This is a genomic window from Cupriavidus sp. 86D6, assembly GCF_057815095.1.
In genome coordinates this window covers 801,669-822,560 of sequence record NZ_JBYPSB010000002.1, presented here as the reverse complement: position 1 = coordinate 822,560, position 20,892 = coordinate 801,669, and the positions used below count along the sequence as shown (strand labels likewise).

The following is a 20,892-nucleotide window of genomic DNA, read 5'->3' as shown; positions in this document are numbered from 1 at the left end:
AGCGCACCCGCACCCCAGGAGAAACAGAATGAGCGAGAAGCTGAAGCCGTGCCCGTTTTGCGGAGGCTCACATATCAAGCTGATTGATATGTCCGGCTGGGAAGCATGGTGCGAGGACTGCGGCGCTTGTGCTGGATGCACGACGAACGGCGACGCAAATACACGAGATCAGATGATCGCCGCATGGAACCGCCGCGCCGCCATGTCCCGCGAGCAGTCGGGAGGCGACCGTGGCTGACATCAACAACACGCCGGCATACCCCGGAGACATCGCCATCGAGTGCTCGAAAGTCCGTAAGTGCGGATGGAAAGGCATGGAGTCAGACATGCATTCCGTCCCTCACGAAAAGATCAAGGGCGCAAAGCTGCGCATCTGCCCGAAATGCGGGTGCGACTCGTACTATCGCCGTGACATTGATGGGGATGCAAATGGCGACCAATGAACCATGTGAGCACTGCGGCGGGAAGGTCAGCACCTACAGCCACGGCTGCCCAATTTGCTCCGCGCCGATCTGCTGTCAACGTTGCTGCGATGAAGAAACGCAGGCGCTCAAAGCATTCAACGAGAACTACCGCGAGCGCGCCCGCGCCACAGAGGGAGAAACAGAATGAGCGAGAAGCTGAAGCCGTGCCCTTGGTGCGGTAGCACGCCTGTACTGCAAGCCAATCTCATGGATATTGGTTGTGGGGACCGTCAGATGGTGTTTCGAGTTGGTTGCATTGCGCCAGCATGTAGTGTCTCCCCGAGTGTTGCCATTCGCGGGGAATCTCACTACGGGGTCAATGAAACGCCCAATGATGATGCACGCGCGCAGACTATTGAGCGATGGAACCGCCGCGAACTGGAGAGCGCCAGCCAGCCTGGGGGCGGGGAGGCTGAAGCCGTGTTGTGCATCAGCGCGAAGGAACTGGCGGATGTTCTGGAACTGGCCGCGCCCGATGCGTTCCCGATGGACTTCGATCGCGACCATGAGCAGATGGATACCGAAATGTGCATCGGCCGGCTGACTGGCTCACTCGATGACGACGGAGCAGACACCGGACCTGGCCTATTCGCCTGGTACACCGAGTACCCCGAGGAAGGAGTTATCCCGCTGCGGCTTGACCGCGACGTTCGGGCCAGCATCGATGCACTGCGCGCCGCCCCGTCTGCGGGGAATGGCGGGGCGGAGGGGGATGGCAATGCAGATTGACCACTGCTACCAAGGCGACTGTCGAGACGTCATGCGGACGCTGATCGCCGACGGCGTGCACGTGCAGTGCATCGTCACCAGCCCGCCGTACTGGGGGCTTCGCGACTATGGCCACCCTGGCCAGCTTGGCCAAGAGCCGACTCTGCGAGAGTTCCTGGCCAACATGGTCGAAGTGTTCGACCTGTGCCGTGAGCTGCTGGCGGATGACGGCACGCTGTGGCTGAACATGGGTGACAGCTATGCCGGTTCGCGTGGCGGTGGCGCACCGTCGGCGGCCTCTACCCTGGCCGGCAATGGCCACCGCGGCGGCGGACCGAAGATCAAAAGCATGACCGCCAGCCGCCGCCGTGACGACGCACTGATCCCACGCAGCGACGTGCGTGTCGAAGGGCTCAAACCGAAGGATCTGGTCGGCCAGCCGTGGCGCCTTGCTTTTGCGCTGCAGGATGCGGGCTGGTGGCTGCGGCAGGACATCATCTGGCACAAGCCGAACCCGATGCCGGAGAGCGTGCGAGACCGCTGCACGAAGGCGCACGAGTACCTGTTTCTGATGACCCGCAGCGAGCGGTACTACTTCGATGCGGACGCTGTCCGAACGCCTTTCAGTCCGGAAACCAAGGCGCAGAGCTTTGAGACGATGGATTACAAAAAGCGGGATCGCTACAAGGCGCCAGATGGATGGAACACTGGTGCGGGCTCGCATGGATCGTTTCACCCGCATGGCCGCGAGAACGGAAAGGCTGCGCCTGCCGGGTACGAGCCGAAAGCTGGTGCCAATCGTCGCAGCGTGTGGACGATCCCGACGCAGGCATACCCCGAAGCCCACTTCGCCACGTTCCCCGAAGCGTTGGTCGAGCCGTGCATTCTGGCTGGATCTCGAGCTGGCGACATCGTCTTCGATCCTTTCATGGGCTCGGGGACGGTGGCCAGCGTAGCGCAGCGCCTCGGCCGCCGGTGGCTGGGCGCCGAACTGAACCCGGAGTACATCGCACTGCAATCGGATCGGACGCGGCAGCCGGGGCTGATTCTGGAAACCGCATAAATGCAAGCCAACATAGCCCGCGTCCTGCGGTTGACGCGCAGACGACCGCCCATGCGGTGAATACGAGCCGTAATCTCCGCAGATTCTGCGGTGAATAGCCGTTTTATTCCAAATTAGTCAAAACCAATAATTCTGTGGGACAGGCAGCAGAACAGATCATTGAGACCTCGCGCCGCGCGTGGTGGCTCGCAGAATCAGGTACGGAGGAAAAATGACACTGGCCTACAACGCCATGCTGTTCGCCCGCGAGGTCCACAGGGAACAGCGGCGCAAGTACACCAACAACCCCTACGTGGACCATCTGGCGGAAGTCGCCGGCATTGTGGCCACATCCGTGAGCCGCGACGTCCCTGCCGAGATACAGATCGCTGTCGCATGGCTACATGACTGCGTCGAGGACCAGTCGGTCGCCGTCGATTATCTAGCGAATCTCTTCGGCTCTCACGTCGCCAGGGGAGTTCAGTGCTTGTCGGATATGGAGACAGGCAATCGCGCCGCACGAAAAGCGCTGTCGCGCGCCCGACTGGCCACCGCTCCCGGCTGGGTCCAGACGATCAAATGCGCCGACCTGATCAGCAACACGTCGAGCATCGTCATGCATGACCCGAAGTTCGCCGCGGTCTATCTGGAGGAGAAACGCCTGCTTCTTGACGTGTTGACGAAGGCTGACCCGCGCCTCGTGGGAATTGCGCGGGCCCAGGCTTCCGCTTAGTGCTCGTCCCGAGTCGAGTCGTCGGCATTGAAGAAGCTGACGACCGGCACCGCTCGCAGCTGGGGCCTCGCCGCCCTCTCCGCCTGCTCGACCTCGAGCTCGTTGCTCAAATTCTGGGTTAGCGCCGCCCCGACCTGGCACAGCCGCTCGACCTCTTGGTCATCGACTCCTAGCGCCTGCAAGGCGCTGAAGATGCCTGCCACACCCTCAGCGATCTTCCTCGCGCCCTCTAAGCCGGCCGGCACCGGCGGCGTGCTTCTCTCGTTCATTGCGTTCACGTACCCCTCACTTTTCTCGTTTGACCATCCTGCCTGACCGCCGGCGGACCCGCGCAAGTCCAACCGAACCCCTTTACAACCACTGTATGTTTATACAGTATATAGCCAGTGTGGGTGCAGTTGCCACAACCTGCCAATTGGGTTTTTCAATGTGATTCTTGACACCCATTGCGCGGCATACATTACAGACATGAGGGATGAGATGGTGAACCAGTTTGCGGAGCCGGTGACGGCCCGCCCAACCGTAAGCGACGCAGCCAAGCGCCTACTGGCTGCCCTGGACAATTTGACCGCCGGCACCGAGGCGCCAGGCTTCCATGGCTGGGAGAATGGCCGCGGTGAGCCGGCCGGAGACGTCGTCGAGGAGGCGAGACGGGAGTTGGAGGTGCTGTTGCATGCCGCGCCTTAAGCCGAAGCCACGCCCGCCTGTTCCGGCAGGAGGCCTGCCGGTCAGCCCGATCAGGCCGGACTACGACCGCTACTACACCCTGGACGAGGCCGGCAACCCTGTCCGTTGCTCTGACTACACCGAGCATGCCATGTGGCAGTCCTGCGAGGGAAAGGCCTGGCAGATCAAAGACATCCTGCCGGAATACGCCGTCGACGTCTGGACCTACTTCTCAGCCTGGGCCAGCCTGAAGGACGACAAGCCTCCGATGTTCGTTACAACCATCACCGGATGCATGTCCAAGACGTTCTACTCCCTGACTTGGGAAGAGGCCGAGGACAAGCATCGGAGGGTGCTGGAAAAGATACGCGCGACGTTGCCGCGGCGGGACGGAGTGTAGGATCGCGACGGATATTCGCGCCCGCGTCGGCGGCGCGACACTGAGGCACCATTCCTGAAAGGAGACCATCATGGCCTCAGATATTCATGTGGTGCCGGCTGGAGAAGGCTGGGCGGTAGAAGCCGCAGGCGGAGGCAAGCGCACGATGTTCGCTACACAGGAGGAAGCGATCGAAGCCGGAACGAAGCGCGCCCAGGCCGAAAAGGTCGAGCTACTGATCCACGGCCGCGACGGCCAGATCCGCGAGCGAAACTCGTTCGGCCATGATCCGCGCAACATTAAGGGCTAAGGCCCATGCCGCTCGCCTCGGCCGCGCTCGACCTAGACTCGCTCAGACCAATGCTCCTGACGGAGCGAAAAACCGTCCCAAAGGGCGCTGGTTGGCTCGCCGAAATCAAGTTCGACGGATATCGGGCGTTGGCATCGACCGGATCGGGCCTGTCTGTGCGAACCAAGAACGGTGCGGATTGCACGGCGTGGTTTCCGGAACTGCGACCGGCGCTGGCAAGCCTGCCCGGCGGCTGCGTCGTCGACGGCGAAATCTGCGTCCTGGATGATCTCGGCCGCCCCGACTTTGAGCGCGTCCACGCCCGGGCGCGCCATCGCCGCTGGTATGACGGCGCAGACCCGGTCGTCTATTGCGTATTTGACCTGCTGGCTCTGCAGCGGCGTGATGTTCGGCAACTGCCTGTCGAGGAGAGAAAGGCCGCGCTGGAGCATTTGCTCAATTGGAGCATAGGTAAAGGCAACTCGACGGGGATGCTATATGTTCAGGCGCTTCTCGATCAGGCCGAGTGGCTATACAGCCAGGCCCTTTCCCTGCAGCTGGAGGGCATCGTGTGCAAACGCGCCGGGACTACTTATCAGGACGGCGTCCGCTCTCCGGACTGGATCAAGGTCAAACGGCCTGGCGCCGTGCCGCCGGAGCGGTTCAAACGCTAGTATCCACCCGTTCGGGCGATTGTTTGGAGGGGGCACACGTGGCATTCTCTGCCCTGCCGGGAAACCGGCGACTACTTCTTTCATTCGCTTCACGCCACGACCAACTCGGCCGTGGCGTTTTTTTTAGTGCGTGCCGGGCGTCAGCGCGTCGTAGCTTCGCTCACAGGCTTGGCCTGCGATGTGGGCGGCGTCAGCGAATTCAGCCAAATCTTGCGCTCGCTGGTCAATTTTGCCGAGCACGTCGGCGAGCAGACCTGCGGCGTCGCCGGCTGCCGGGCCGCTGCCGACAATGCCGGAATCGCCGGGGCGGCGGGAAGCGTTTGCGAGCGCGGTGGCTCGTGCGAGCAACTCGCGACGAGCAGCGTCAGCAATACGAGCATCGGCCTGAGCGGCCTTGGCATCCTGGATTGCCGCATTGGCGATCTCCGTTTGTGCCGCGGTGCGGCGTTGTTCCTCGGCGCGCGCGCGGTCGACGGCCTTAGCCTGATCGACTGCGGCCGACAGCGCCGCCTTCGTGCGCTCGGCCTCGTATTTGGCGCCATCGGCGTGAGACTGCTGCCAGCGGCCGCCACCGTAGGACAGTAGCGAGACCACCACGAGCGCCAGCCAGAATCGGGCGGTCGCGATCATGTCTTCGCCACCGCCTTCTGCGTGACGTTCCCGGCAATGTAGGCAGCGACCACAGTGGCCACCGTCGCGCCCCATACGGCGGCGTCGATCGTGCCAACCAGCAGCATGGCGTCGGCCGACGCGATGACTAGCAGAGCTGTCAGAAACTTCCGGCTTCCGTATCTCATTGGGCCTCCAGGCATTTGCGGTTGCGCTCTAGCTGGCGAGTCCATACGCCGTAGCAACGCTTGTTCGGCTCGCCGTTGATCTTCGTACTGCAGTCGTACTTGGCCGAGAATTTGTAGAGCAGCAGCGCATTGCACGCGCCCACATAGTCGCCAGCGAGCAGCCCCTTCTGCATCGACGATCCGCGCCAGTTCGTCATGCCGAATTGACCGACGAAGTTGCAGTACACGTCGTACTCTTCCTGGTACAGCTTCACGCCAGGCAGCGTGTCGGCCATCCGCTTGCAGTCCTGCTGCATTAGGTTGCGAGCAAGCTCCCGCGCACGAGGCGGGGTAATCGTGTCCCCCATCCGAACCGGCCGACCGTCCTCGTATCGAGTGGATCCGTGTCCGATGGTTGGCACGTCGCCCTTCGTCGGGATGACGGCGCGATCGGTGTAGCCCTCCGACGCCTGCCAAGTGGCAACTCCGGCCGCCGACATGGTCAGCGCGGCCACAGCAATCCGCTGTTTAAGCATCCGGCCCCTCCTTGTCCCGGCCACCACGCAGCCATGGACGAACCGTCTTCCAGATGAAACTCCCGATCAGGAGCAGCACGTAGAAGGCCGTCAGCCAACTGGCCCAGTCCTGGACGCTGTAGCCCATGAAGGTCATCACGGTTACAGGCGCCGCCGGCGCGAGCTTCACTGCTTCGTTTGCCATGTCGGCCTCGATCATTAATTTCCCCGGAGAAATGAAAACGCCCGCACGAGGCGGGCATGTGTGAAATCGCTCTTGTAAACAGTTTGCTAACGCATTAGCATACATGTGTGCAGTCAGCACACTAACAACTGGAGAGGAGCTATGGACATCAGAAAAATCACGGCCTCTGCGGCCATGGCACTGTTGCTCGCAGCATGCGGCGGCGATGGCGATCCGGCACAGCCTTTACAGCCGCAATTGGCACCCGTCGTTCAGGCTGAACCGGCACGTCATGTAACTGAGCCGATCCCCGCAACGCCCGCAGCAACGCCAACTGCATCTGAACCGGCACCCGTTGCCACGCCACCAGCGCCGAAGCCACCAAAAACCGTCGTTATCGAGATCTACGGCGACGACGCCATGATGGGCCTGACGTCAATGACGAGCGTCGCCCAGCAGAGCGAGCCGACCCAGACTCAGGCGCTCCTGCGCGCGCAGTTCGGCGATGGCATCACTGTTGTGAACAAGGCGAGCGGCGGCACTGCCAGCAGCCTGGTCAACATGATGAAGGGCATCGATGGCGGCGGGCCGCCGTTCGCGGATCGCATCAAAGCATCTAAGGCAGACATCGTCCTCATGAACCACGCGATCAACGACAACCTGATGCAGTCCCTTGCGCCATATGCCGACGGCATGATCGCGTGGATTCAGGCAGTGCGAGACGCCGGCAAGATCGCCGTGCTGGAAGAGCCGAACCCTGTATGCGATGGTAACCACCCGTGGCTGGAGAACTATGTCGGCACGATGAGCAGCATCGCGGAAGCCTACAAGGTGCCGCTCGTCAAGCAGTACACCGAAGTTCAAGGGCTGCCGAACTGGGAGTCGCACATGGGTAAGTGCTTCTATCCGGATGAGTGGATCTACGCCAACAAGGCCCAGCGGCAGGCGGATGTGCTCGCGCCGCTTATCAAGAACATCATAGGAGAACAACAATGAAAGCGTATGAAGCAATCATGGCGGCCGTACTCGCGGCGCTTCTTGGCGGTTGCGGTGGTGGCGGAGACAGCGAAACGCAGCAGCTAGCAACGGCCGCACCTCTTCCGCAGCAGCCAAAGACGATCGTCATCAGTGCGCAAGGAGATTCAACGATGTGGGGGGACACCCATATCAACGGTGTTTCCATGCAAGCCAACCCGACCGCTCCACAGGCGCTGCAATCCAACCTTCAATCTATGCTCGGCCCGCGCTATCAGGTGACCGTCATCAATGACGGTGTACGCCGAGCGAATGCCTGCTGGCGAATTGAAGGCCTGGGCGTCTACTCAACGAAGCTGGCCGAGGACATGGCGAAGAGCCCTGCTCAGATCGTGATCGAGAACTTCGGGATCAACGACTCGAACGCGGCAGTCGCGCCCGAGACGACCGACCAATATCGAGCATGCCTAGAGGCATTTGTCGACATCGTGCGCGCGGCCGGCAAGACTCCGGTCCTCGAGGAACCTAACCCGGTAGATGGCGTTTCATACGCCGAGGCCCTGACCGACTACGTGAAAATGATTCATGTCGCGGCCAAGTCCAAAGGCGTCATGGTGATCGAGCAATATGGCTACATCAAGAACATGCCGAACTGGCCCGCGCTGCTTAGTGATGGCGTCCACCCGAGCCAGGCGCTGTATTACTTAAAAGCCCAGCGCGAGGCGGATTACCTGGCGCCGATGCTCCGCTCCATGTTCCCCGAGTAGGATATGGCAAAATTGCCGGAAAGGAGCCACCATGAAGACCATCAATGCACTATTCGGCATACTGCGTGTTACTCACGGGAAACGTGGAGAGTCCGAGGCCGGCAAAGCAGGGCGACGCAGCGCCATCTCTGACGACGCTCACAACCCCTACTCGCCAGGCACGAAAGACTTCTCGGACTGGATGACTGCCCGAGAAGACGAGCAGTCTAAGCTGCTCGAATCCCAGCAGTGGTGACGCGCCAAACGCGCCACCGTTCCGCCTAGGCTGGCTGCTCCGGCCACAAGACCGGCTCAACCGAAAGGTCGAGCCGGTTCAGCGCTACGCGATATTTCTTCCAGGCCGTGAGTTGAGTGCTCTCGGACGTCGTGGCATCTCCGAGGTCAACAGCGTCCTGCAAGGGTGCGATCCTGTCCGACGCCTGCCCCATTAAGAAGTCTCGTTGTGCCGATTTCTCGGCCATCGTCGACGTTACTTGGACCGGCTCCGAGAACCGACCATCGCGATATTCCCACCATTCCGACGGCTGAGGATCTACGTTCGTGATGTCCACAAGGGACTCCACGAATTCCTTTGTGTACCGTAGATTGATCGGAACTTCGTCACCGGCTCGATAAGATGGCCAATCAGACGGCTTTTCTGACCCAAGCGCCTCAGGTACGAACTCAGGCGCATCCGCTTCGTAGGTGAGCGGGCCGACGATTTCCCGAACAATGCCGTCGTGGATATAGGCGAATGTTTTCATTATGCGTATTCGTAGATAATGACCGTGCCAGCTGCGCCGGGCTGCCCTGCTACGCTGTTCCCGTTAATGATGCACACGCCGCCGCCGCCAGCGCCAAAGCCCACACCGGGATTCCCTGCGCCGCCAGAACCAGCGCCGACGCCGCCGCCTCCTCCGAACGCACTATCGCCACCATCGCCACCGACAGACTGCCCTGCGCTGGTAACAATCCCGTATCGACCTTGCTTTCCCTGCCCCCAAGTGATGAAGCCTGAACCAGTGGGGCTCAGTGCTGCCGTCCCGCCGAGCGCAATAGCAGTTGATCCAGAGGAGGTCGTTGCATTCCCAATGCTACCCGATCCACCGGGAACAGTAAGCAGAGCACCGACCGATGAGGACCCACCGCCGGACCCATTGCCGCCCGTTGTGCCGCCCGCACCTCCAGCGCCTACGGTGATGGCCAGCGAAGCGAAACCCGACGAATAGAGTGCTTTGGCATATGCACCCCCGCCCCCCCCTCCGCTAACGGAGATCTGACTAGTCGTTGCCGTCGCCCCTGATCCGCCCCCGCCGCCGACAGATTCCACTACGATGAATTTGGTATCTGAGCGCGCCGTGAATGTACCAGCCCCGGAAGTGGTGGGGGAACCTCCATCAATGGCCACTTGTTGCGCGCCGTTGAAACTGGCGCGCGAATAGACCGAGGTACGCAAAAGCCGGCCCGTAGCCTGACCAAGTTGCATGGCATGCTGGCTGGACAGCGCGGTGGCAACCTGGAGCGGCGCCCCAGTGCATTCAATGAGCACCCACGAACTGATATCGGCTCGCCATACAACTTGAGCGCGGCCACCAACGACGAGTTCGCCACCTTGGAGCGCGCTGTGGGCGGCCCCGACGACGGGTGAAGCCCCAAGCCCGTTCACGTTCAGAGTCGAAGCGCCGGTGTTCGCCGTCTTCACCTTGAACCACAGCACCATCCCATCCGTCAGGGCGGTAATGGCAGGGTTGTAGCTCACGGCGTAAGCGTTCGCGGCGCCGGTATCGACGCCAACGATCGTGCCGGATTGCTGCATGGCGTGCAGCAGGTCCGTTGGGAGAATCGGAGCGTTCGCGGCCTGGGCGATGTTTGCCGACGTGATCGTCGTCTGACCGTTGGCTACCGTCACTACCCAGAGACCGGTGTAGCCGGCGTCCGGCGCTGGGGTCGTCTGGGAGCCGGTCGCAGCCGCCGTACCAGCCTTGGCGGAAATCAGCACCGCACCTTTTCGCGTCGTGGCTTGCTGTGCCCCACTATTCCCCGGACCAGACCACGCTTGCGATGGGTTGCTGGCGTTGTAGTAGGGCAGCGTCACCAGACCGGTGTCTTGGTCCTGATAGGCGGCTTGGATCAGGTAGTTGATGCTCTGGCCGGCCGTAGCCGGTGCCGGGCAGCTCAGCGTCACCGCATCGAGCAGAATGCCCTGCTTCAGAATGTTGTGCGCATCGGCCGACAGCGACGAGTACGACGACGCATCGGTGGCCACCAGGCTGTACATCTCACCCGGGTTCACGACAACCTGCAGCGACGCCGGGCCGGTCGGCACGCAGGTCAGGCCATTGACGACGGTCGCGGTACCGAGCATCGCGGCGGCCAGTTTGGCCAGCCCGACCATCGCGTACTTGTTCGAGTTGAGCAGGTCGGTTTCGAGTGGAATTTGCCCGGGGTAGACGATCTGGCGATCCATCTGCGCTCCAAATGAAAACGGCGCCCGAAGGCGCCATTGAAGTGAATTAGGGTGAAGCTGATCAGCTTGTGATGCGGGTCCAGACGATCGTGCCCACCGGCTTGACGCTATCGATTGCTGCGTAGATATCCGCGTCGGTCACAGATCCTTGAATCATCGACATCGACGCGTATGAGGCGCGCGACGCTTGGCCATAGCCTCCGGTCGAGACGCCATAGCCCTCGATCAGCGGGATACCGCTACCGGTCGGCCGGTATGCCGTCACGAATGCCTGGTACTGCATGACCATCGACCCATAGGCGCCAGCAACGCCATAACCGATGGCGGGCCCACCATACGCTCCGGTGTCCGCCGGCCTAGTGGGCTCGATGACAACTGGAGTGCGTCCGGTCAGGTCTTGGAGAACCTTGATCAGCCCGGCGCGTGTTGCTCGCTCGCGGAACAGGTTAATCAGAATCCGACCCCGATACGACTCGTCCGACTGGTTGGCTCCGCGCGGCAGCGAACTGCCGAAGAAGTCGGCTGCGATCATGTCGAGCCAGCCGTCCGTGGCCGTCTTGATGCGGGTCTGGAGCCTGGTATAGCGCAGCAGCCCGTAGACATAGGCACCAGCATAGGCCAGGCCGTTGATCACGCCATTGATCAGTGGCGCGTCAGCTTCGTCACCAAACCATGGCGGCAGATAGCCGCGAAGGCGGCGGTAGATATCCTTTTGATCGCCCGTCGCCATTTAGAGTACCGTCACAGAGGACCACTTGATTACTTGCTTGGCGGTGGCCGTCAGGTCCGACGTTCCACCATTCAGCGTTACCCCGGTGACGTTCGTCACCCCCGGCGATGCATCGTATGCAATCTGCGCCAACCGCGAGTACCGCAGCGGCTGGCCGAGCGACAGGGAATTGATGTACGCCTTCAGCGCGTTGGAAACGAGCGTCCGCGTCGCGGCAGCGTCGTATCCTGCCGCGATGGAGACGGTCATTGCCACAGCGGCGTTCACAACCACCGGGGCGAACACGCCGAAGCTAACCGTCAGCGGGCGCACGGCGTCCACTGCGTTGTAGACAGTGGAAAGGAACGTGCCTGTCGGCGCACCAGTACCGTCATCCACCACCACGTAGAAATAGCCCATCTGGACAGAGCCAGCGTAGGTCTCGTTCTCGACCAGCGAGTAAGTTACTCCCTGCTGCAGCGACGTGATTGCATAGCCAACCGCATCCTTTGTAGCCTTCGACAGGCTGCGCACATATGCGATGAATCGCGTGCGCAAGGCTGGGTCCGATTCAGCGTCGGCGCCATTCACAAAGCCAGCGGCATTGGTGACAGTGTCGACACCGGCGATCGCGCCTGTGATGGTGGTCACTGAGCCTGCAATGACGTTGCCGGCCGCGCCTGCGACTGTCGCAATTACCGGTACCGTCACACTTGCGACGCCAGCGGCCATGACGTACCCACCAAGGCCAGCGTTATAGGCCGGATTGGTCGCGTCTACGACAACCGAGTACTGCTGGCTGCCGTCCCCGGTCTGGACGGAAGCGCCGATGGGGGCGACAACCTGCTGGGTGGCGGTGAATCGGCTAAACGTCACCTGCCCGCTGGCGTACGTGGCAGCGAGGCGCGTCATCCCGTAATCCGCCACCCACGAATCGAGGTCCGACCCGCTCGATGTCGCTGCGCGCGTGATGGCCAGAACCTGAACGATCAGGCTCTGCAGCCAGATCACGACCGCGGCGTTCGCCTCTAAGATCGCCCGCAAGATCGACCCGACTCGCGTGTCGACCAGCACGCTGGCATAGCCTTGAACGGCCGTGACCTGGTTGCGTACCAGCGTTACAAAGTCTTGAGTCTGAAGTGCCATGTCACTTGTTCACATTGAACTGCAGGGACACCGGCCGGCGCGTTACCGAACTGGTGTAGACGATGCCGACACTGACGCCGTCCTGGATAGGCTTGACGTCAATGCTTGGCTCGGGTGTCTGGGCGACGCCCTCCTCCATTCGGATCTGGGACCGGATATCCCCTGTGATTGCTGGTATGTTGGCCGTTTCGCCGATCATCTGCGGCAGGCCTGCGCCGTAGTCCGGGTGGAAGATATAGGAGCCTTTCGGCGTCACCAGCCGGCGGACGATCCTCTGGTTGGTTCGAAGGTCTGCCGCGGCTGTGGCTAGATCGCCAGTCGCAGACGCAGAAAGGTCGCCTCCGACCCACAGATTGAGGTCGTTGAGTTGTTGTTGCGCCATTAGCCGGCCTTAACGGTTGTAGTCATGTGCGAGGCGCCCAACTGCTGGTTGGGCGCACCGGTGACGCTGCCCGTCTCATTGTGGGTGTGCCCGTTGAAGAGCGCCTGGAAAGCCGAGGTGATAACTGCTAGCAATGACTGCCCGCTGGCGCCAAGGCTAATGGACGGCGCCGTAACGTTCGCCTGGCCAGCGGCCTGCACGTTGACGTTTCCTGTCGCCTGGATCATCACGGTTGGCGCGGTCACGTCGACCTCTACCTGGCTGTTGATCGCCAACTTTCCATCGTTCGTCAGCTTGATGAATGCGCCGCCCTTGTGCCGGAGGAAGTACTCTCCCGACTTTGCCCCGGTGGGCCGCATGCTGTCGCTGTAGAACCGTCCTGAGATGTAGCCGCTCTCAATCTCCGCACCCAAGAACTTCACTTCGACCTGGTCGCCGGGGCTGACCGGCGCATCTACGCCCCAGCCATCGCCCACCCACACGCTGGACACCGGCAGCCAGTTCGTGAGCGTCGCGTCGGGGTTGTCCGGGTCCTCCGGCTGAAGCCGGACGCGCGCGGCACCGGTTCCCGGGTCGTAGCTGTGCACAATCCCAACCTTGGTCTGCTCGTCCTCGCCTCCTGCGAGCTGCGCTGCGGCGCGCATCTGGTTTCGCATGACGTTCATCATGGCAATGGCACCGTTTCAGGGTTGTGGTTCTTGGCAGAAGCCGTCATGACGTAGCCCTCCGTCACACTCATCGAGCGAACGATCGAGTCTACGTAGTAGTCCTGGTCAAACTTCGTCCCCGTACCGGTAAGCCGAAGCATGGAAGTCGTCGTCATGTCGTCGTCGGCCGGGAGGCGCGCGCGCAACTTCATTTCGTGCTGCGTAATCTCCCGGTGTGTCTTCTGGGCAAGGAATGACGCTTGCTCCGCTGTGAGTCCGCCGCGCACAATCGAGTAGATCTGCTGGTTGCCGAACGGCGATGCCTGGCCCGCTTGCGTCGACTTCCCCTTGCTGGGGTAGTAAGCGGTGAATCCCTTAGCCTGCTTCGCGTTCCAAGAGCGCACGACCACCGTCACACCCTTGGCGACCGTCAAGCTGCGCGACAGCACCAAGTCCATTACATTGGCCACCGGCAGGCCCTGCTCGTTGATCTCCCAGCGAATTTCGTAGGGGTCGTCCTGTTCGTCAGGTCGTGGCTCGAAGTGGAGCTCCTTGCCCTTTACGTAGACGATGTAACCCTCCTCGTCTGCCAAGAACGACAGCAGGTCCCATTCGCTGCGCTGGTTCATCTGCCGTACGTGGTCGTAGGCGTAGATGTTCCCAGCGCGCTTGGTTGTCGCCGTGACGACCGGCGTCAGGCCATGCTCCTGGGCTAGCTTCGTCGCGATCTGCGACGAGGTCATGTTCTGAAACTGAAGTGAACGCTTCGAATCGATGAACGCTGCCGTCAGATCCCGCCCCGTCAGCGTGATAGTCGTGCTGACCGGGTCATAGTCGATATCATCGACGCGCCCATAGATCAGACTCGTTAGGTCCGTCTCGCTGAAGTTCTGTGGATCGGCCGGGAAGCCCGCGAAGATCTCGACGAAGGCCTCCGCCTGGTCCGAGAACCACATTGCGTTGGTCTCGTCTGGCAACTGATTCACCGCGAAGACCACTCGGAACGTATCCGCCTGGTACAGCGTGTTGTTCTCCACCGACCAACTGACCCAACCGGTGACTATGACGCCTGCAACCTTCACAATTGCGCGCGGCGACCGGGCCACTGGGAGCACTGGAAGGCTGTTTTTCGTCATGAGTTCAAGATGCCCCCTACGTTGTCCTTCGAGGGCGGGATTGTGATCGTTTGGATGCCGCTGACTTCCGGGTCTCCGCCCAGCTGCGGGTTGGCCTTCGCAAGACCAGTCCAGGCCATCGCGTCGCCGTATTCCTTGGCAGCCATGTCCATCAGGTTTCCGCCGGCTGTCGTGATCTGCTTCGCGCTCGAGTAAATTGAACCGATATTCATCTGGACGCGTCCGACAGTCCGATCCAGCGCCACCAAGACGGGAAGCTGCTGCGCGGCGGCCAATTGGTTGCCGAGCCGCTGGACCTGCGTCGCAATCGGGTTGTTAGGCAGGATGCCGCCCAGCGTCGTGATGTTGACCAGGGTGTTGTTCGCTGAGGCGATCAGCGTCTGCACCTCATTCCGCACTGCGGCGATCGGCTGCAGAACACTGTTCAGCGTGGACTGTGCGGCGTTCGCGAAGCTTGAAACGGCCTGGACGGCGGTATTCGCGGTCGCCATAAGACCGGACAGGGACAAATCCCCAATCGAGTCAGACAGCGACGTTGCGTCGAGCATGTCGCCGTTGATCAGGTCGTCTATGCTCAGTTCGCCGCTTCCTGCTGTCGACAGAGTCAGGTCTTCGACCACCTCGCACACGATCCGATACGGGATCTTGTAGAAGCGGTGGAAATTCGGCTCGAACTCCTTGATGACAACGGCGAACTGCAGTTCAGACCAGGACAGCAGCATCCCCGCGCCGGCGGCGCGCATGGCGATCAATTGCCGCGCTCGCGCTACCGCGTCCGGCCCCTCGATCCATCCAGACCAAGCAATCGGGCCGGTGAAGTCGCCCATAGCGTCGACTTGCTTGACGCCGCCCACTAGGCGGTGGACGACAAGTGCTTGCTCGCCACCAAAGGCGATCTCCTCGGGGATTTCGTTCCTTTGAAAGGTGAAATCCCCGAGTTGCAGAACGACATCAGCCATTTGGTTATCTCATTGACGGGGCAGGCAGCGACATTCCGCGGTCAAACGTCGACGTCCCAGTCTGGGGTCGGGAAAGTTCGCGCGCCTGGTGGAACGAAGTCATCTCTGCAAGCACGCGGCTATCGAGCTTGATGGTGCTATTCACCTGGACAGTGGCCTGACCGGAGCCTGCGACGGGATTGGCCTTTGCCATCTCGTCGCTACCCCCGCCCCCGGTGATAAGCGCCTTGGCCTGCCTGTACAGCCACCCAGCATTACCGCCACTCCCTAGGCCGAAGTTTGCGAACGGGTTGCCCATCGGCGTGCCGGCCGTCTGCAGCTTCTCGAGCATCGGCATGTTCTTCTGCCCCCAGTCGTTGACTGAGCGGAAGAACTCGGTGCCTGCGTTCAGGATCTTGGTAACGTTCGGCAAAATGCCGCGCCCCATTTCGGTCTTTAGCGACTCCCAGGCGGCCACAAAGTCCGCTTCGGCACCGCCGGCCGTATTCTTGAACTGATCAATGGTGCCCTGCACGCCTTTGGCGTTCTTCACTAAGTTCGCGTCACGCAATGCCTGCGCTTGCTGCGTAGTGAAGTTGGCGGCCATGTTCGAACCCTGGCGGTTGGAGACCAGGTTGTTCATAAAGCCGATGATTTCCGAATCCGTGGTCTTGCCCGCGCGCTTCGCTGCCTCGGTGCCGTACTTCATCAGCCACCCCGCCGGATCCTCGCGGAGCATTTGCTCGTCCCTGATGTTCTTCAGGACGGTGGACTTGATGGTTTTGCCACCAACGCTGCCGCTAGTGACTTCGCCAATCTCGCCCAGACCAGCGTCGGCCAGCGCGGCCATGGTCTTCTTCGGCGTGCGGCCCGCGATCAGGTTCTGATACAGCGACATCAGCGCGGTACCAGTGCGCGCGCCACCCTGTTCCTGCATCAGGGTCGCCATGTTCATGATGCCCTGGTCGCTCAGCCCCTTGAACGCGGCACCGCCAGTCTTGGCGAACTGTTCGAGGTCGGAGAATCCGATAGCGCCACCGGACCCGGTCACCATTCGCTGAGCCAGGTCCAGACCCGCTAGGAATTCCTTCGCGTTATTGGTCTTGCCGCGCATGTCGTTGAAGCGCATCACGGCACGCGCCGCACCTTCGTCGATTTCGCCGATTTTCCCGCCGAACAACCCAGCGTTCGCGGCATTCAGTGCGGAAATTGTAGGGGCGACCTGCTTTGCGACGTCCAACCCTCCGAACATGCCGACGGATTCGCGCAGAGTTTCCATCAACGCCGTGCTCGAAGCTCCGAACACTCGGGTGCCACGGGCAAACTTGTCGGCGTCCTTGTTGACCGCGTCACCGAGATTCAGCGTCTTGAACCGGGCGGAGGCCGTTTCGTAGTCCTTCGCCGCGTCGTACAGCTTCTTGCCCACATAGGCCGTCCCCATGACGCCGGCGGCAGGCAGCAACATCCCTCCGGGAAGCCCCATCCCGACCGCCCCAACACCGAAGCCGTTTGGGCCGACGTGGACGTTGCCGCCGTGGCCGCCAAAGCCACCACCTCCAGCCGCCGCACGTCCGTCGCCATAGCGAGGGCGCATCGGCATCGGGATGACCCCACCTGGCGGCGGGAGTGCTGGCCCGCCACCACCGCGCCCCCCGTGGCCAAATACGCCGAAGGCGCCGGCAGCGGCCGTACGCTGAGCAGCGGCGCTGGCTGCATGGATTGCGTTGATATTCCGGGCTAGCTGGGCGGCCTCCATATTGGCCTTGCCCATGTTGGTGGCCAGCGTGGCGTTAGCGCGCGACATGGCGCGGACGCCGACGACGTGCTTCTCCATCGCTGACAGATGCCGGTTCACGTTGCCGGCCATGATGTCCAGCTTCCGGAACTCCGTCGCAAGCTTCAGGAGGGCCGGGCCGACCATGTCGTGCAGGACCAGGGTGGTGCCGATCTTATATGCGTCGAACATGGTGACCTATACTTGTCATTCCGGAGCCAAAACCGACCCCATGCGAAAGCTGAAATACCGAATCCACGAGTGGCTAGCCGACCACTTTTCGACGATCCAGTATCCGAAACCGTTGAAGGTCTCGGACGTGGAGGATCTCGACCAGGTCAAGCTGGACCGGCGCGTGCGTCGGGTCTTTTGGTCGCTTGCGGCAATCTGGGTGGTCGGCTCCGTGGGTGCGGCCGCCCTTTCCGCGCTATTTGAGGCGCGGTTTGCGCCAGCTCCTGCCGCCGAGCCAAGCCGCGACAGTGGCGGCAAACCTCGCCTGCATGTCAGCCATCCCTCGGATACCCGCTGGACCTAGCACCGGGCGCGGCGGAATATGAACCGTCCCTTGCTCGTGCCAAACCATCTTTTCATCGGTCGATCCCACCACCGCCTCATTCCCTGAAGTCTTGTGAGAGATGCTGGCTCGCATCTCTCCCGTCCGCAGCAGCGGCGCATCGACTGGGAAGCCCTTCCGGATCTTGTCGAACTCGGTTTCAGGGGTGAGGTCCTCCCATTTCGGGAAAGGCCCCACGGCAGGCTGGTAATGAGCAATCTCGGACTTGGCCACCTTCTCCACCTTCTCGGCCGCCTGCTCGACCATGTGATTGGTCACGGTCGGCGCGACAGCGGCAAGGCGGGTCAGATGATTGGCAAAGTCAGCCAGGCTGCGAAATTCCTTCATTGCGGCGGATCCTTGAACATCAGGGTGTTCCAATCGAACTCGGCGCCCTCGTGCTCGCTCATGACCACAGCCGCGGCGAACCGCATCGTCTCCGGCATGGCGAAGGCGACGTCAAAGGGGACGCCGTTCTTCACCAGCCATAGAGCGCGGCGGAATTCCGCAGCCTGCGCTAGTTTTTTGCCGACTGAACCGAGCCCTGCTCTGCCGTTGACTTCCGGTACTTCTCGATACCGGTCTGGATGGCCAGGAAGCCGTCGTCGTCAAGCCGCTGGATGAGCGCCTCGATCTCCGACTTCGTGGACGGCTGATTGACGGCCTCGCCGTCGATGGCCGTGACCCACATCAGAGGGAAGCACATCGCCCGATAGGCGCCGTTCTCGGCCGCATCCGCGCCCATCGCCTCGGTCAGCCGGAACTGCATCAGCAGGCCTGGCTTCTTGAGTGTCAGGGTGCGCCCGCGCGCGTCCTTTTCTTCGAACGTGGCATTTGCAGCGGCCAGAATCTGAGCAGACGGCGTGCTGGACGATTCGGTAATGGTGACTTTTGTCATAGACGGTTAGGAAACCTGGATGCGGCGCGAGGCGGTGAAGGTCAGCGAGATCTCGATCGAGGCGTCGCCGGTCACGTTGCCAGCGTCGTCGTATGTGAGCATCACGCCGTCGTAGCGGAACTGCGAAATCGCGCCGTTCGGTTCGGTGATCGTCTCGTAGATCTGCGCCGCGATCTCGTTCAGGCCAGCGTAGTAGTTCGCTTCGAGTTGCGCGAAGTAGCGATCGACGTCAGGGCCGTTACGCTTTGCGCGCAGGGAGCCGGACCAGCCATCGAAGAAGCGCAGCGTCTCAGTGATGCCGTCGATGCGCTTGACGCGCTCGACCGTTGCATCCTGTTTGCGCGTGAAGTTGGTGATCTTCGGGATCGACAACGGGCCGGACGGCGTCTGGAGCACCAGCGTAACGTCGCGCCCGATGGAATAGCCTTGAAGCGGCATGTTTTTCTCCGGAAAACGCGCCCGGCTCTGGGCCGGGCTTCGGGTTCATGGGTTACTGGTTGCTCGTGGACGTCCGGATAACCGTGGCTTGTGAGCCTTCCACGTTGACGATGAACTTCTCGATCACCGACAGGTAGATAACCTTCACGTCGCCCTGCATGTAGCCAAGCGCGACACGGTTCATCGGGTTGTTCGCCGCGTCGATCTGCACCGAGAAGGCCGGGCCGCCGTTGACAGCCCCGATCATTCCCTGCTGCTCCATCGAACTCAGGAAGTTCGACAGCGTCGCGGCGGCCTGAGCCCGCACCGTGGCGCTCTGCAGTTGGCCGACGTACTTGCCCATGCCAGCATTGATCGTGCTAGCGATGTAGTTCGTCATACGGGTGTAGTTGTCCCCGTACGTCAGCGAATTCGAACTCGTGTTGTGACCCGATCGGCAGCCGAAGTAGGAGCCGCCCGGAACCGGGTTGGCGATCAGATCGATGCCCGCCTGGATAAGCGTTTGAAGCTCTGCGCTGGAGTACTGCTGGTTGGCGTTCGACTTCTGCGTGCCGACCACGCCGTAGATCTGCTTGTTCAGGCTGCTGTTCTGCGGCGAAAGATTCGATAGCAGGCCGGCCACGAATGCCTGAGGCGAAACCAGGCGTGTCGCGCCGTTGACGGTGTCGAGCCAGTAGACCCAGTCGCCGAACAGGAGCTTGAAGGCGTAGCTGTCGATGCCGGCGGTGCTCTTGACCGTGACGGCATTGGCAATCGTGTCGCCGGCCGGGCCGGTGCCGATCATGTAGATACCTTCGGACAATCCGAAAGCGATCTGAGTTGCCCAGCTCGTGGAGTCATCGCAGTCCGCGAGCATTGCCACCGAAGCGCCAGTGCTGCGCAAGGCGTACATCCCCTTGCGCGGCACGGTGTCCTGGCCGAGCAGGACGGTGCCCGTAATGGTCGTCGCACCGTCCGTACCGCCGGTGAGCGTCGTCGTTGCCGCCGCCGGAGCGGTGACCCCGGCCCCTGCGGCGGCCGTCATGATCTGCGACGGGCCACGTTGAACGCTGTTGCCATTGTTGATCGCCGCGGCAATCGCCAGCCAAAGCGCATTGCCGGACAGGCCTGCACCGATGTTGTCGAACACTTCGGGAGGCAGAGTCGGTGCCGCGATGGTCGCCTTCCAGGTGCCAGCGGCCGAGCCGTTTGCCAGCGTCAGCGACACCGTATTGCCCAGCGTTCCGGTGTACTTCGCGGTCAGCGTGAGGCAGTTCGTCTGCACGGTCGCCGTGGCTGCGACGTCGGTGCCGTCCGTCACCCGGACGCATCGGAAGTTGTTCGCGCCTTGCTGCACTGCGATGGCTACCGCCGTGCCCATGTCGTACTTGCGGTTCTGCACGGCACCGAACGTACGCGCGTACGCAGCCATGTCACCGATGATTGCCGGCGAGTTGGTAGGGCCCCACTGGGCGGTACCGACGATACCCAGGATGTTGGTCGGCACGCCATTCAGAAGGGCGACCTGCGGCGGAACGATCTGGACGTACAGGTCCGGGACGATGAGAGCCGTGGTGTTGATCTGGCCCTGCTGCGAAATCGGCATTTGTGCCTCCGGGAACGAAAAAGGCCGCCCGGAGGCAGCCCAAAATGAACGAAGCCGCCTCTAGGGCG

The 20,892-nt window shown here is 61.8% G+C and carries 31 protein-coding genes; 12 read left to right on the top strand and 19 right to left on the bottom strand.

The window, feature by feature from the left end; genetic code table 11:
* Positions 1 to 28: 28 nt before the first annotated feature.
* The 5 genes from AC3G88_RS09045 to AC3G88_RS09025 all read left to right on the top strand — a co-directional run bounded on the left by AC3G88_RS09045 (position 29) and on the right by AC3G88_RS09025 (position 2,947).
* On the top strand, positions 29 to 238 hold the full coding sequence (locus tag AC3G88_RS09045) for a Lar family restriction alleviation protein (RefSeq protein ID WP_488893345.1): 210 nt from the start codon (positions 29 to 31) through the stop codon (positions 236 to 238).
* Between the two features lie 191 nt (positions 239 to 429).
* Complete coding sequence (locus AC3G88_RS09040) at positions 430 to 612, top strand: hypothetical protein (RefSeq protein WP_488893344.1); 183 nt, start codon at positions 430 to 432, stop codon at positions 610 to 612.
* Complete coding sequence (locus AC3G88_RS09035; protein ID WP_488893343.1) at positions 609 to 1,193, top strand: hypothetical protein; 585 nt, start codon at positions 609 to 611, stop codon at positions 1,191 to 1,193. The genes AC3G88_RS09040 and AC3G88_RS09035 overlap by 4 nt, the downstream gene beginning before the upstream one ends.
* Positions 1,183 to 2,235 (top strand): DNA-methyltransferase, encoded by a 1,053-nt coding sequence (locus tag AC3G88_RS09030; protein WP_488893342.1) that lies wholly within the window; start codon positions 1,183 to 1,185, stop codon positions 2,233 to 2,235. The genes AC3G88_RS09035 and AC3G88_RS09030 overlap by 11 nt, the downstream gene beginning before the upstream one ends.
* Positions 2,236 to 2,446: 211 nt before the next feature.
* A complete protein-coding gene (locus AC3G88_RS09025) occupies positions 2,447 to 2,947 on the top strand; it encodes an HD domain-containing protein (protein ID WP_488893341.1) in 501 nt (166 codons plus the stop codon).
* Here AC3G88_RS09025 and AC3G88_RS09020 read toward each other — a convergent pair.
* A complete protein-coding gene (locus tag AC3G88_RS09020) occupies positions 2,944 to 3,216 on the bottom strand; it encodes a hypothetical protein (protein ID WP_488893340.1) in 273 nt (90 codons plus the stop codon). The genes AC3G88_RS09025 and AC3G88_RS09020 overlap by 4 nt on opposite strands.
* Before the next feature lie 211 nt (positions 3,217 to 3,427).
* Here AC3G88_RS09020 and AC3G88_RS09015 point away from each other — a divergent pair, with 211 nt between their 5' ends.
* The 4 genes from AC3G88_RS09015 to AC3G88_RS09000 all read left to right on the top strand — a co-directional run bounded on the left by AC3G88_RS09015 (position 3,428) and on the right by AC3G88_RS09000 (position 4,955).
* On the top strand, positions 3,428 to 3,634 hold the full coding sequence (locus AC3G88_RS09015; protein WP_488893339.1) for a hypothetical protein: 207 nt from the start codon (positions 3,428 to 3,430) through the stop codon (positions 3,632 to 3,634).
* A complete protein-coding gene (locus AC3G88_RS09010; RefSeq protein ID WP_488893338.1) occupies positions 3,621 to 4,013 on the top strand; it encodes a hypothetical protein in 393 nt (130 codons plus the stop codon). Before AC3G88_RS09015 ends, AC3G88_RS09010 begins: the two co-directional genes overlap by 14 nt.
* A gap of 70 nt (positions 4,014 to 4,083) precedes the next feature.
* A complete protein-coding gene (locus AC3G88_RS09005; protein WP_488893337.1) occupies positions 4,084 to 4,302 on the top strand; it encodes a DUF2188 domain-containing protein in 219 nt (72 codons plus the stop codon).
* 5 nt (positions 4,303 to 4,307) lie between these two features.
* Positions 4,308 to 4,955 (top strand): ATP-dependent DNA ligase, encoded by a 648-nt coding sequence (locus tag AC3G88_RS09000; protein ID WP_488893336.1) that lies wholly within the window; start codon positions 4,308 to 4,310, stop codon positions 4,953 to 4,955.
* Between the two features lie 123 nt (positions 4,956 to 5,078).
* Here the strand turns inward: AC3G88_RS09000 and AC3G88_RS08995 are convergent, their stop codons facing one another.
* From AC3G88_RS08995 to AC3G88_RS08980, 4 genes are read right to left on the bottom strand one after another with little or no spacing between them, the layout of a single operon-like run.
* Positions 5,079 to 5,585: a DUF2514 family protein gene (locus tag AC3G88_RS08995; RefSeq protein ID WP_488893335.1), complete on the bottom strand. Its 507-nt coding sequence runs from the start codon at positions 5,583 to 5,585 to the stop codon at positions 5,079 to 5,081.
* Entirely contained in the window at positions 5,582 to 5,752 is a 171-nt protein-coding gene (locus tag AC3G88_RS08990) for a hypothetical protein (protein ID WP_488893334.1), read from the bottom strand. The genes AC3G88_RS08995 and AC3G88_RS08990 overlap by 4 nt, the downstream gene beginning before the upstream one ends.
* Complete coding sequence (locus AC3G88_RS08985) at positions 5,749 to 6,267, bottom strand: glycoside hydrolase family protein (RefSeq protein WP_488893333.1); 519 nt, start codon at positions 6,265 to 6,267, stop codon at positions 5,749 to 5,751. Before AC3G88_RS08985 ends, AC3G88_RS08990 begins: the two co-directional genes overlap by 4 nt.
* Positions 6,260 to 6,466, bottom strand: coding sequence for a phage holin family protein (locus tag AC3G88_RS08980; protein ID WP_488893332.1), 207 nt, complete (start codon positions 6,464 to 6,466; stop codon positions 6,260 to 6,262). Before AC3G88_RS08980 ends, AC3G88_RS08985 begins: the two co-directional genes overlap by 8 nt.
* 126 nt (positions 6,467 to 6,592) lie before the next feature.
* Here AC3G88_RS08980 and AC3G88_RS08975 point away from each other — a divergent pair, with 126 nt between their 5' ends.
* From AC3G88_RS08975 to AC3G88_RS08965, 3 genes are read left to right on the top strand one after another with little or no spacing between them, the layout of a single operon-like run.
* Positions 6,593 to 7,426, top strand: coding sequence for an SGNH/GDSL hydrolase family protein (locus AC3G88_RS08975; protein WP_488893331.1), 834 nt, complete (start codon positions 6,593 to 6,595; stop codon positions 7,424 to 7,426).
* Positions 7,423 to 8,172 (top strand): SGNH/GDSL hydrolase family protein, encoded by a 750-nt coding sequence (locus AC3G88_RS08970; protein ID WP_488893330.1) that lies wholly within the window; start codon positions 7,423 to 7,425, stop codon positions 8,170 to 8,172. Before AC3G88_RS08975 ends, AC3G88_RS08970 begins: the two co-directional genes overlap by 4 nt.
* Positions 8,173 to 8,203: 31 nt before the next feature.
* Entirely contained in the window at positions 8,204 to 8,407 is a 204-nt protein-coding gene (locus tag AC3G88_RS08965) for a hypothetical protein (protein ID WP_488893329.1), read from the top strand.
* 25 nt (positions 8,408 to 8,432) lie between these two features.
* On the opposite strand, the gene AC3G88_RS08960 is transcribed toward AC3G88_RS08965, so the two are convergent.
* The 14 genes from AC3G88_RS08960 to AC3G88_RS08895 all read right to left on the bottom strand — a co-directional run bounded on the left by AC3G88_RS08960 (position 8,433) and on the right by AC3G88_RS08895 (position 20,824).
* Positions 8,433 to 8,915, bottom strand: coding sequence for a tail fiber assembly protein (locus AC3G88_RS08960; protein ID WP_488893328.1), 483 nt, complete (start codon positions 8,913 to 8,915; stop codon positions 8,433 to 8,435).
* The gene (locus tag AC3G88_RS08955) at positions 8,915 to 10,618 is read right to left on the bottom strand and encodes a glycine-rich domain-containing protein (RefSeq protein ID WP_488893327.1); all 1,704 of its coding nucleotides are present in this window, start codon (positions 10,616 to 10,618) and stop codon (positions 8,915 to 8,917) included. Before AC3G88_RS08955 ends, AC3G88_RS08960 begins: the two co-directional genes overlap by 1 nt.
* A 61-nt stretch (positions 10,619 to 10,679) precedes the next feature.
* Entirely contained in the window at positions 10,680 to 11,348 is a 669-nt protein-coding gene (locus tag AC3G88_RS08950) for a hypothetical protein (protein ID WP_488893326.1), read from the bottom strand.
* Positions 11,349 to 12,473, bottom strand: a complete 1,125-nt coding sequence (locus AC3G88_RS08945; protein ID WP_488893325.1) for a baseplate J/gp47 family protein — start codon at positions 12,471 to 12,473, stop codon at positions 11,349 to 11,351.
* 1 nt (position 12,474) lies between these two features.
* Positions 12,475 to 12,855 carry a phage tail protein gene (locus AC3G88_RS08940; protein WP_488893324.1) on the bottom strand — a complete coding sequence of 127 codons (381 nt, stop codon included), beginning with the start codon at positions 12,853 to 12,855 and terminating at the stop codon, positions 12,475 to 12,477.
* Positions 12,855 to 13,523: a phage baseplate assembly protein V gene (locus AC3G88_RS08935; RefSeq protein ID WP_488893323.1), complete on the bottom strand. Its 669-nt coding sequence runs from the start codon at positions 13,521 to 13,523 to the stop codon at positions 12,855 to 12,857. The genes AC3G88_RS08940 and AC3G88_RS08935 overlap by 1 nt, the downstream gene beginning before the upstream one ends.
* Entirely contained in the window at positions 13,520 to 14,638 is a 1,119-nt protein-coding gene (locus AC3G88_RS08930) for a phage late control D family protein (protein ID WP_488893322.1), read from the bottom strand. Before AC3G88_RS08930 ends, AC3G88_RS08935 begins: the two co-directional genes overlap by 4 nt.
* Positions 14,635 to 15,597 carry a hypothetical protein gene (locus tag AC3G88_RS08925; protein ID WP_488893321.1) on the bottom strand — a complete coding sequence of 321 codons (963 nt, stop codon included), beginning with the start codon at positions 15,595 to 15,597 and terminating at the stop codon, positions 14,635 to 14,637. Before AC3G88_RS08925 ends, AC3G88_RS08930 begins: the two co-directional genes overlap by 4 nt.
* 4 nt (positions 15,598 to 15,601) lie before the next feature.
* Positions 15,602 to 17,542 (bottom strand): phage tail tape measure protein, encoded by a 1,941-nt coding sequence (locus tag AC3G88_RS08920; RefSeq protein WP_488893320.1) that lies wholly within the window; start codon positions 17,540 to 17,542, stop codon positions 15,602 to 15,604.
* Positions 17,543 to 17,777: 235 nt separating this feature from the next.
* Complete coding sequence (locus AC3G88_RS08915; RefSeq protein WP_488893319.1) at positions 17,778 to 18,251, bottom strand: phage virion morphogenesis protein; 474 nt, start codon at positions 18,249 to 18,251, stop codon at positions 17,778 to 17,780.
* A complete protein-coding gene (locus AC3G88_RS08910; protein WP_488893318.1) occupies positions 18,248 to 18,385 on the bottom strand; it encodes a hypothetical protein in 138 nt (45 codons plus the stop codon). The genes AC3G88_RS08915 and AC3G88_RS08910 overlap by 4 nt, the downstream gene beginning before the upstream one ends.
* 35 nt (positions 18,386 to 18,420) lie before the next feature.
* On the bottom strand, positions 18,421 to 18,801 hold the full coding sequence (locus AC3G88_RS08905; protein ID WP_488893317.1) for a hypothetical protein: 381 nt from the start codon (positions 18,799 to 18,801) through the stop codon (positions 18,421 to 18,423).
* A gap of 6 nt (positions 18,802 to 18,807) precedes the next feature.
* Entirely contained in the window at positions 18,808 to 19,239 is a 432-nt protein-coding gene (locus AC3G88_RS08900; RefSeq protein ID WP_488893316.1) for a hypothetical protein, read from the bottom strand.
* A gap of 52 nt (positions 19,240 to 19,291) precedes the next feature.
* Positions 19,292 to 20,824 (bottom strand): phage tail protein, encoded by a 1,533-nt coding sequence (locus AC3G88_RS08895; protein ID WP_488893315.1) that lies wholly within the window; start codon positions 20,822 to 20,824, stop codon positions 19,292 to 19,294.
* Positions 20,825 to 20,892 lie beyond the last annotated feature (68 nt).

Coding starts and splice junctions, on each gene's coding strand:
- AC3G88_RS09045 (WP_488893345.1), top strand. CDS start 29: ATGAGCGAGAAGCTGAAGCCGTGCCCGTTTTGCGGAGGCTCACATATC.
- AC3G88_RS09040 (WP_488893344.1), top strand. CDS start 430: ATGGCGACCAATGAACCATGTGAGCACTGCGGCGGGAAGGTCAGCACC.
- AC3G88_RS09035 (WP_488893343.1), top strand. CDS start 609: ATGAGCGAGAAGCTGAAGCCGTGCCCTTGGTGCGGTAGCACGCCTGTA.
- AC3G88_RS09030 (WP_488893342.1), top strand. CDS start 1,183: ATGCAGATTGACCACTGCTACCAAGGCGACTGTCGAGACGTCATGCGG.
- AC3G88_RS09025 (WP_488893341.1), top strand. CDS start 2,447: ATGACACTGGCCTACAACGCCATGCTGTTCGCCCGCGAGGTCCACAGG.
- AC3G88_RS09020 (WP_488893340.1), bottom strand. CDS start 3,216: ATGAACGAGAGAAGCACGCCGCCGGTGCCGGCCGGCTTAGAGGGCGCG.
- AC3G88_RS09015 (WP_488893339.1), top strand. CDS start 3,428: ATGGTGAACCAGTTTGCGGAGCCGGTGACGGCCCGCCCAACCGTAAGC.
- AC3G88_RS09010 (WP_488893338.1), top strand. CDS start 3,621: ATGCCGCGCCTTAAGCCGAAGCCACGCCCGCCTGTTCCGGCAGGAGGC.
- AC3G88_RS09005 (WP_488893337.1), top strand. CDS start 4,084: ATGGCCTCAGATATTCATGTGGTGCCGGCTGGAGAAGGCTGGGCGGTA.
- AC3G88_RS09000 (WP_488893336.1), top strand. CDS start 4,308: ATGCCGCTCGCCTCGGCCGCGCTCGACCTAGACTCGCTCAGACCAATG.
- AC3G88_RS08995 (WP_488893335.1), bottom strand. CDS start 5,585: ATGATCGCGACCGCCCGATTCTGGCTGGCGCTCGTGGTGGTCTCGCTA.
- AC3G88_RS08990 (WP_488893334.1), bottom strand. CDS start 5,752: ATGAGATACGGAAGCCGGAAGTTTCTGACAGCTCTGCTAGTCATCGCG.
- AC3G88_RS08985 (WP_488893333.1), bottom strand. CDS start 6,267: ATGCTTAAACAGCGGATTGCTGTGGCCGCGCTGACCATGTCGGCGGCC.
- AC3G88_RS08980 (WP_488893332.1), bottom strand. CDS start 6,466: ATGATCGAGGCCGACATGGCAAACGAAGCAGTGAAGCTCGCGCCGGCG.
- AC3G88_RS08975 (WP_488893331.1), top strand. CDS start 6,593: ATGGACATCAGAAAAATCACGGCCTCTGCGGCCATGGCACTGTTGCTC.
- AC3G88_RS08970 (WP_488893330.1), top strand. CDS start 7,423: ATGAAAGCGTATGAAGCAATCATGGCGGCCGTACTCGCGGCGCTTCTT.
- AC3G88_RS08965 (WP_488893329.1), top strand. CDS start 8,204: ATGAAGACCATCAATGCACTATTCGGCATACTGCGTGTTACTCACGGG.
- AC3G88_RS08960 (WP_488893328.1), bottom strand. CDS start 8,915: ATGAAAACATTCGCCTATATCCACGACGGCATTGTTCGGGAAATCGTC.
- AC3G88_RS08955 (WP_488893327.1), bottom strand. CDS start 10,618: ATGGATCGCCAGATCGTCTACCCCGGGCAAATTCCACTCGAAACCGAC.
- AC3G88_RS08950 (WP_488893326.1), bottom strand. CDS start 11,348: ATGGCGACGGGCGATCAAAAGGATATCTACCGCCGCCTTCGCGGCTAT.
- AC3G88_RS08945 (WP_488893325.1), bottom strand. CDS start 12,473: ATGGCACTTCAGACTCAAGACTTTGTAACGCTGGTACGCAACCAGGTC.
- AC3G88_RS08940 (WP_488893324.1), bottom strand. CDS start 12,855: ATGGCGCAACAACAACTCAACGACCTCAATCTGTGGGTCGGAGGCGAC.
- AC3G88_RS08935 (WP_488893323.1), bottom strand. CDS start 13,523: ATGATGAACGTCATGCGAAACCAGATGCGCGCCGCAGCGCAGCTCGCA.
- AC3G88_RS08930 (WP_488893322.1), bottom strand. CDS start 14,638: ATGACGAAAAACAGCCTTCCAGTGCTCCCAGTGGCCCGGTCGCCGCGC.
- AC3G88_RS08925 (WP_488893321.1), bottom strand. CDS start 15,597: ATGGCTGATGTCGTTCTGCAACTCGGGGATTTCACCTTTCAAAGGAAC.
- AC3G88_RS08920 (WP_488893320.1), bottom strand. CDS start 17,542: ATGTTCGACGCATATAAGATCGGCACCACCCTGGTCCTGCACGACATG.
- AC3G88_RS08915 (WP_488893319.1), bottom strand. CDS start 18,251: ATGAAGGAATTTCGCAGCCTGGCTGACTTTGCCAATCATCTGACCCGC.
- AC3G88_RS08905 (WP_488893317.1), bottom strand. CDS start 18,801: ATGACAAAAGTCACCATTACCGAATCGTCCAGCACGCCGTCTGCTCAG.
- AC3G88_RS08900 (WP_488893316.1), bottom strand. CDS start 19,239: ATGCCGCTTCAAGGCTATTCCATCGGGCGCGACGTTACGCTGGTGCTC.
- AC3G88_RS08895 (WP_488893315.1), bottom strand. CDS start 20,824: ATGCCGATTTCGCAGCAGGGCCAGATCAACACCACGGCTCTCATCGTC.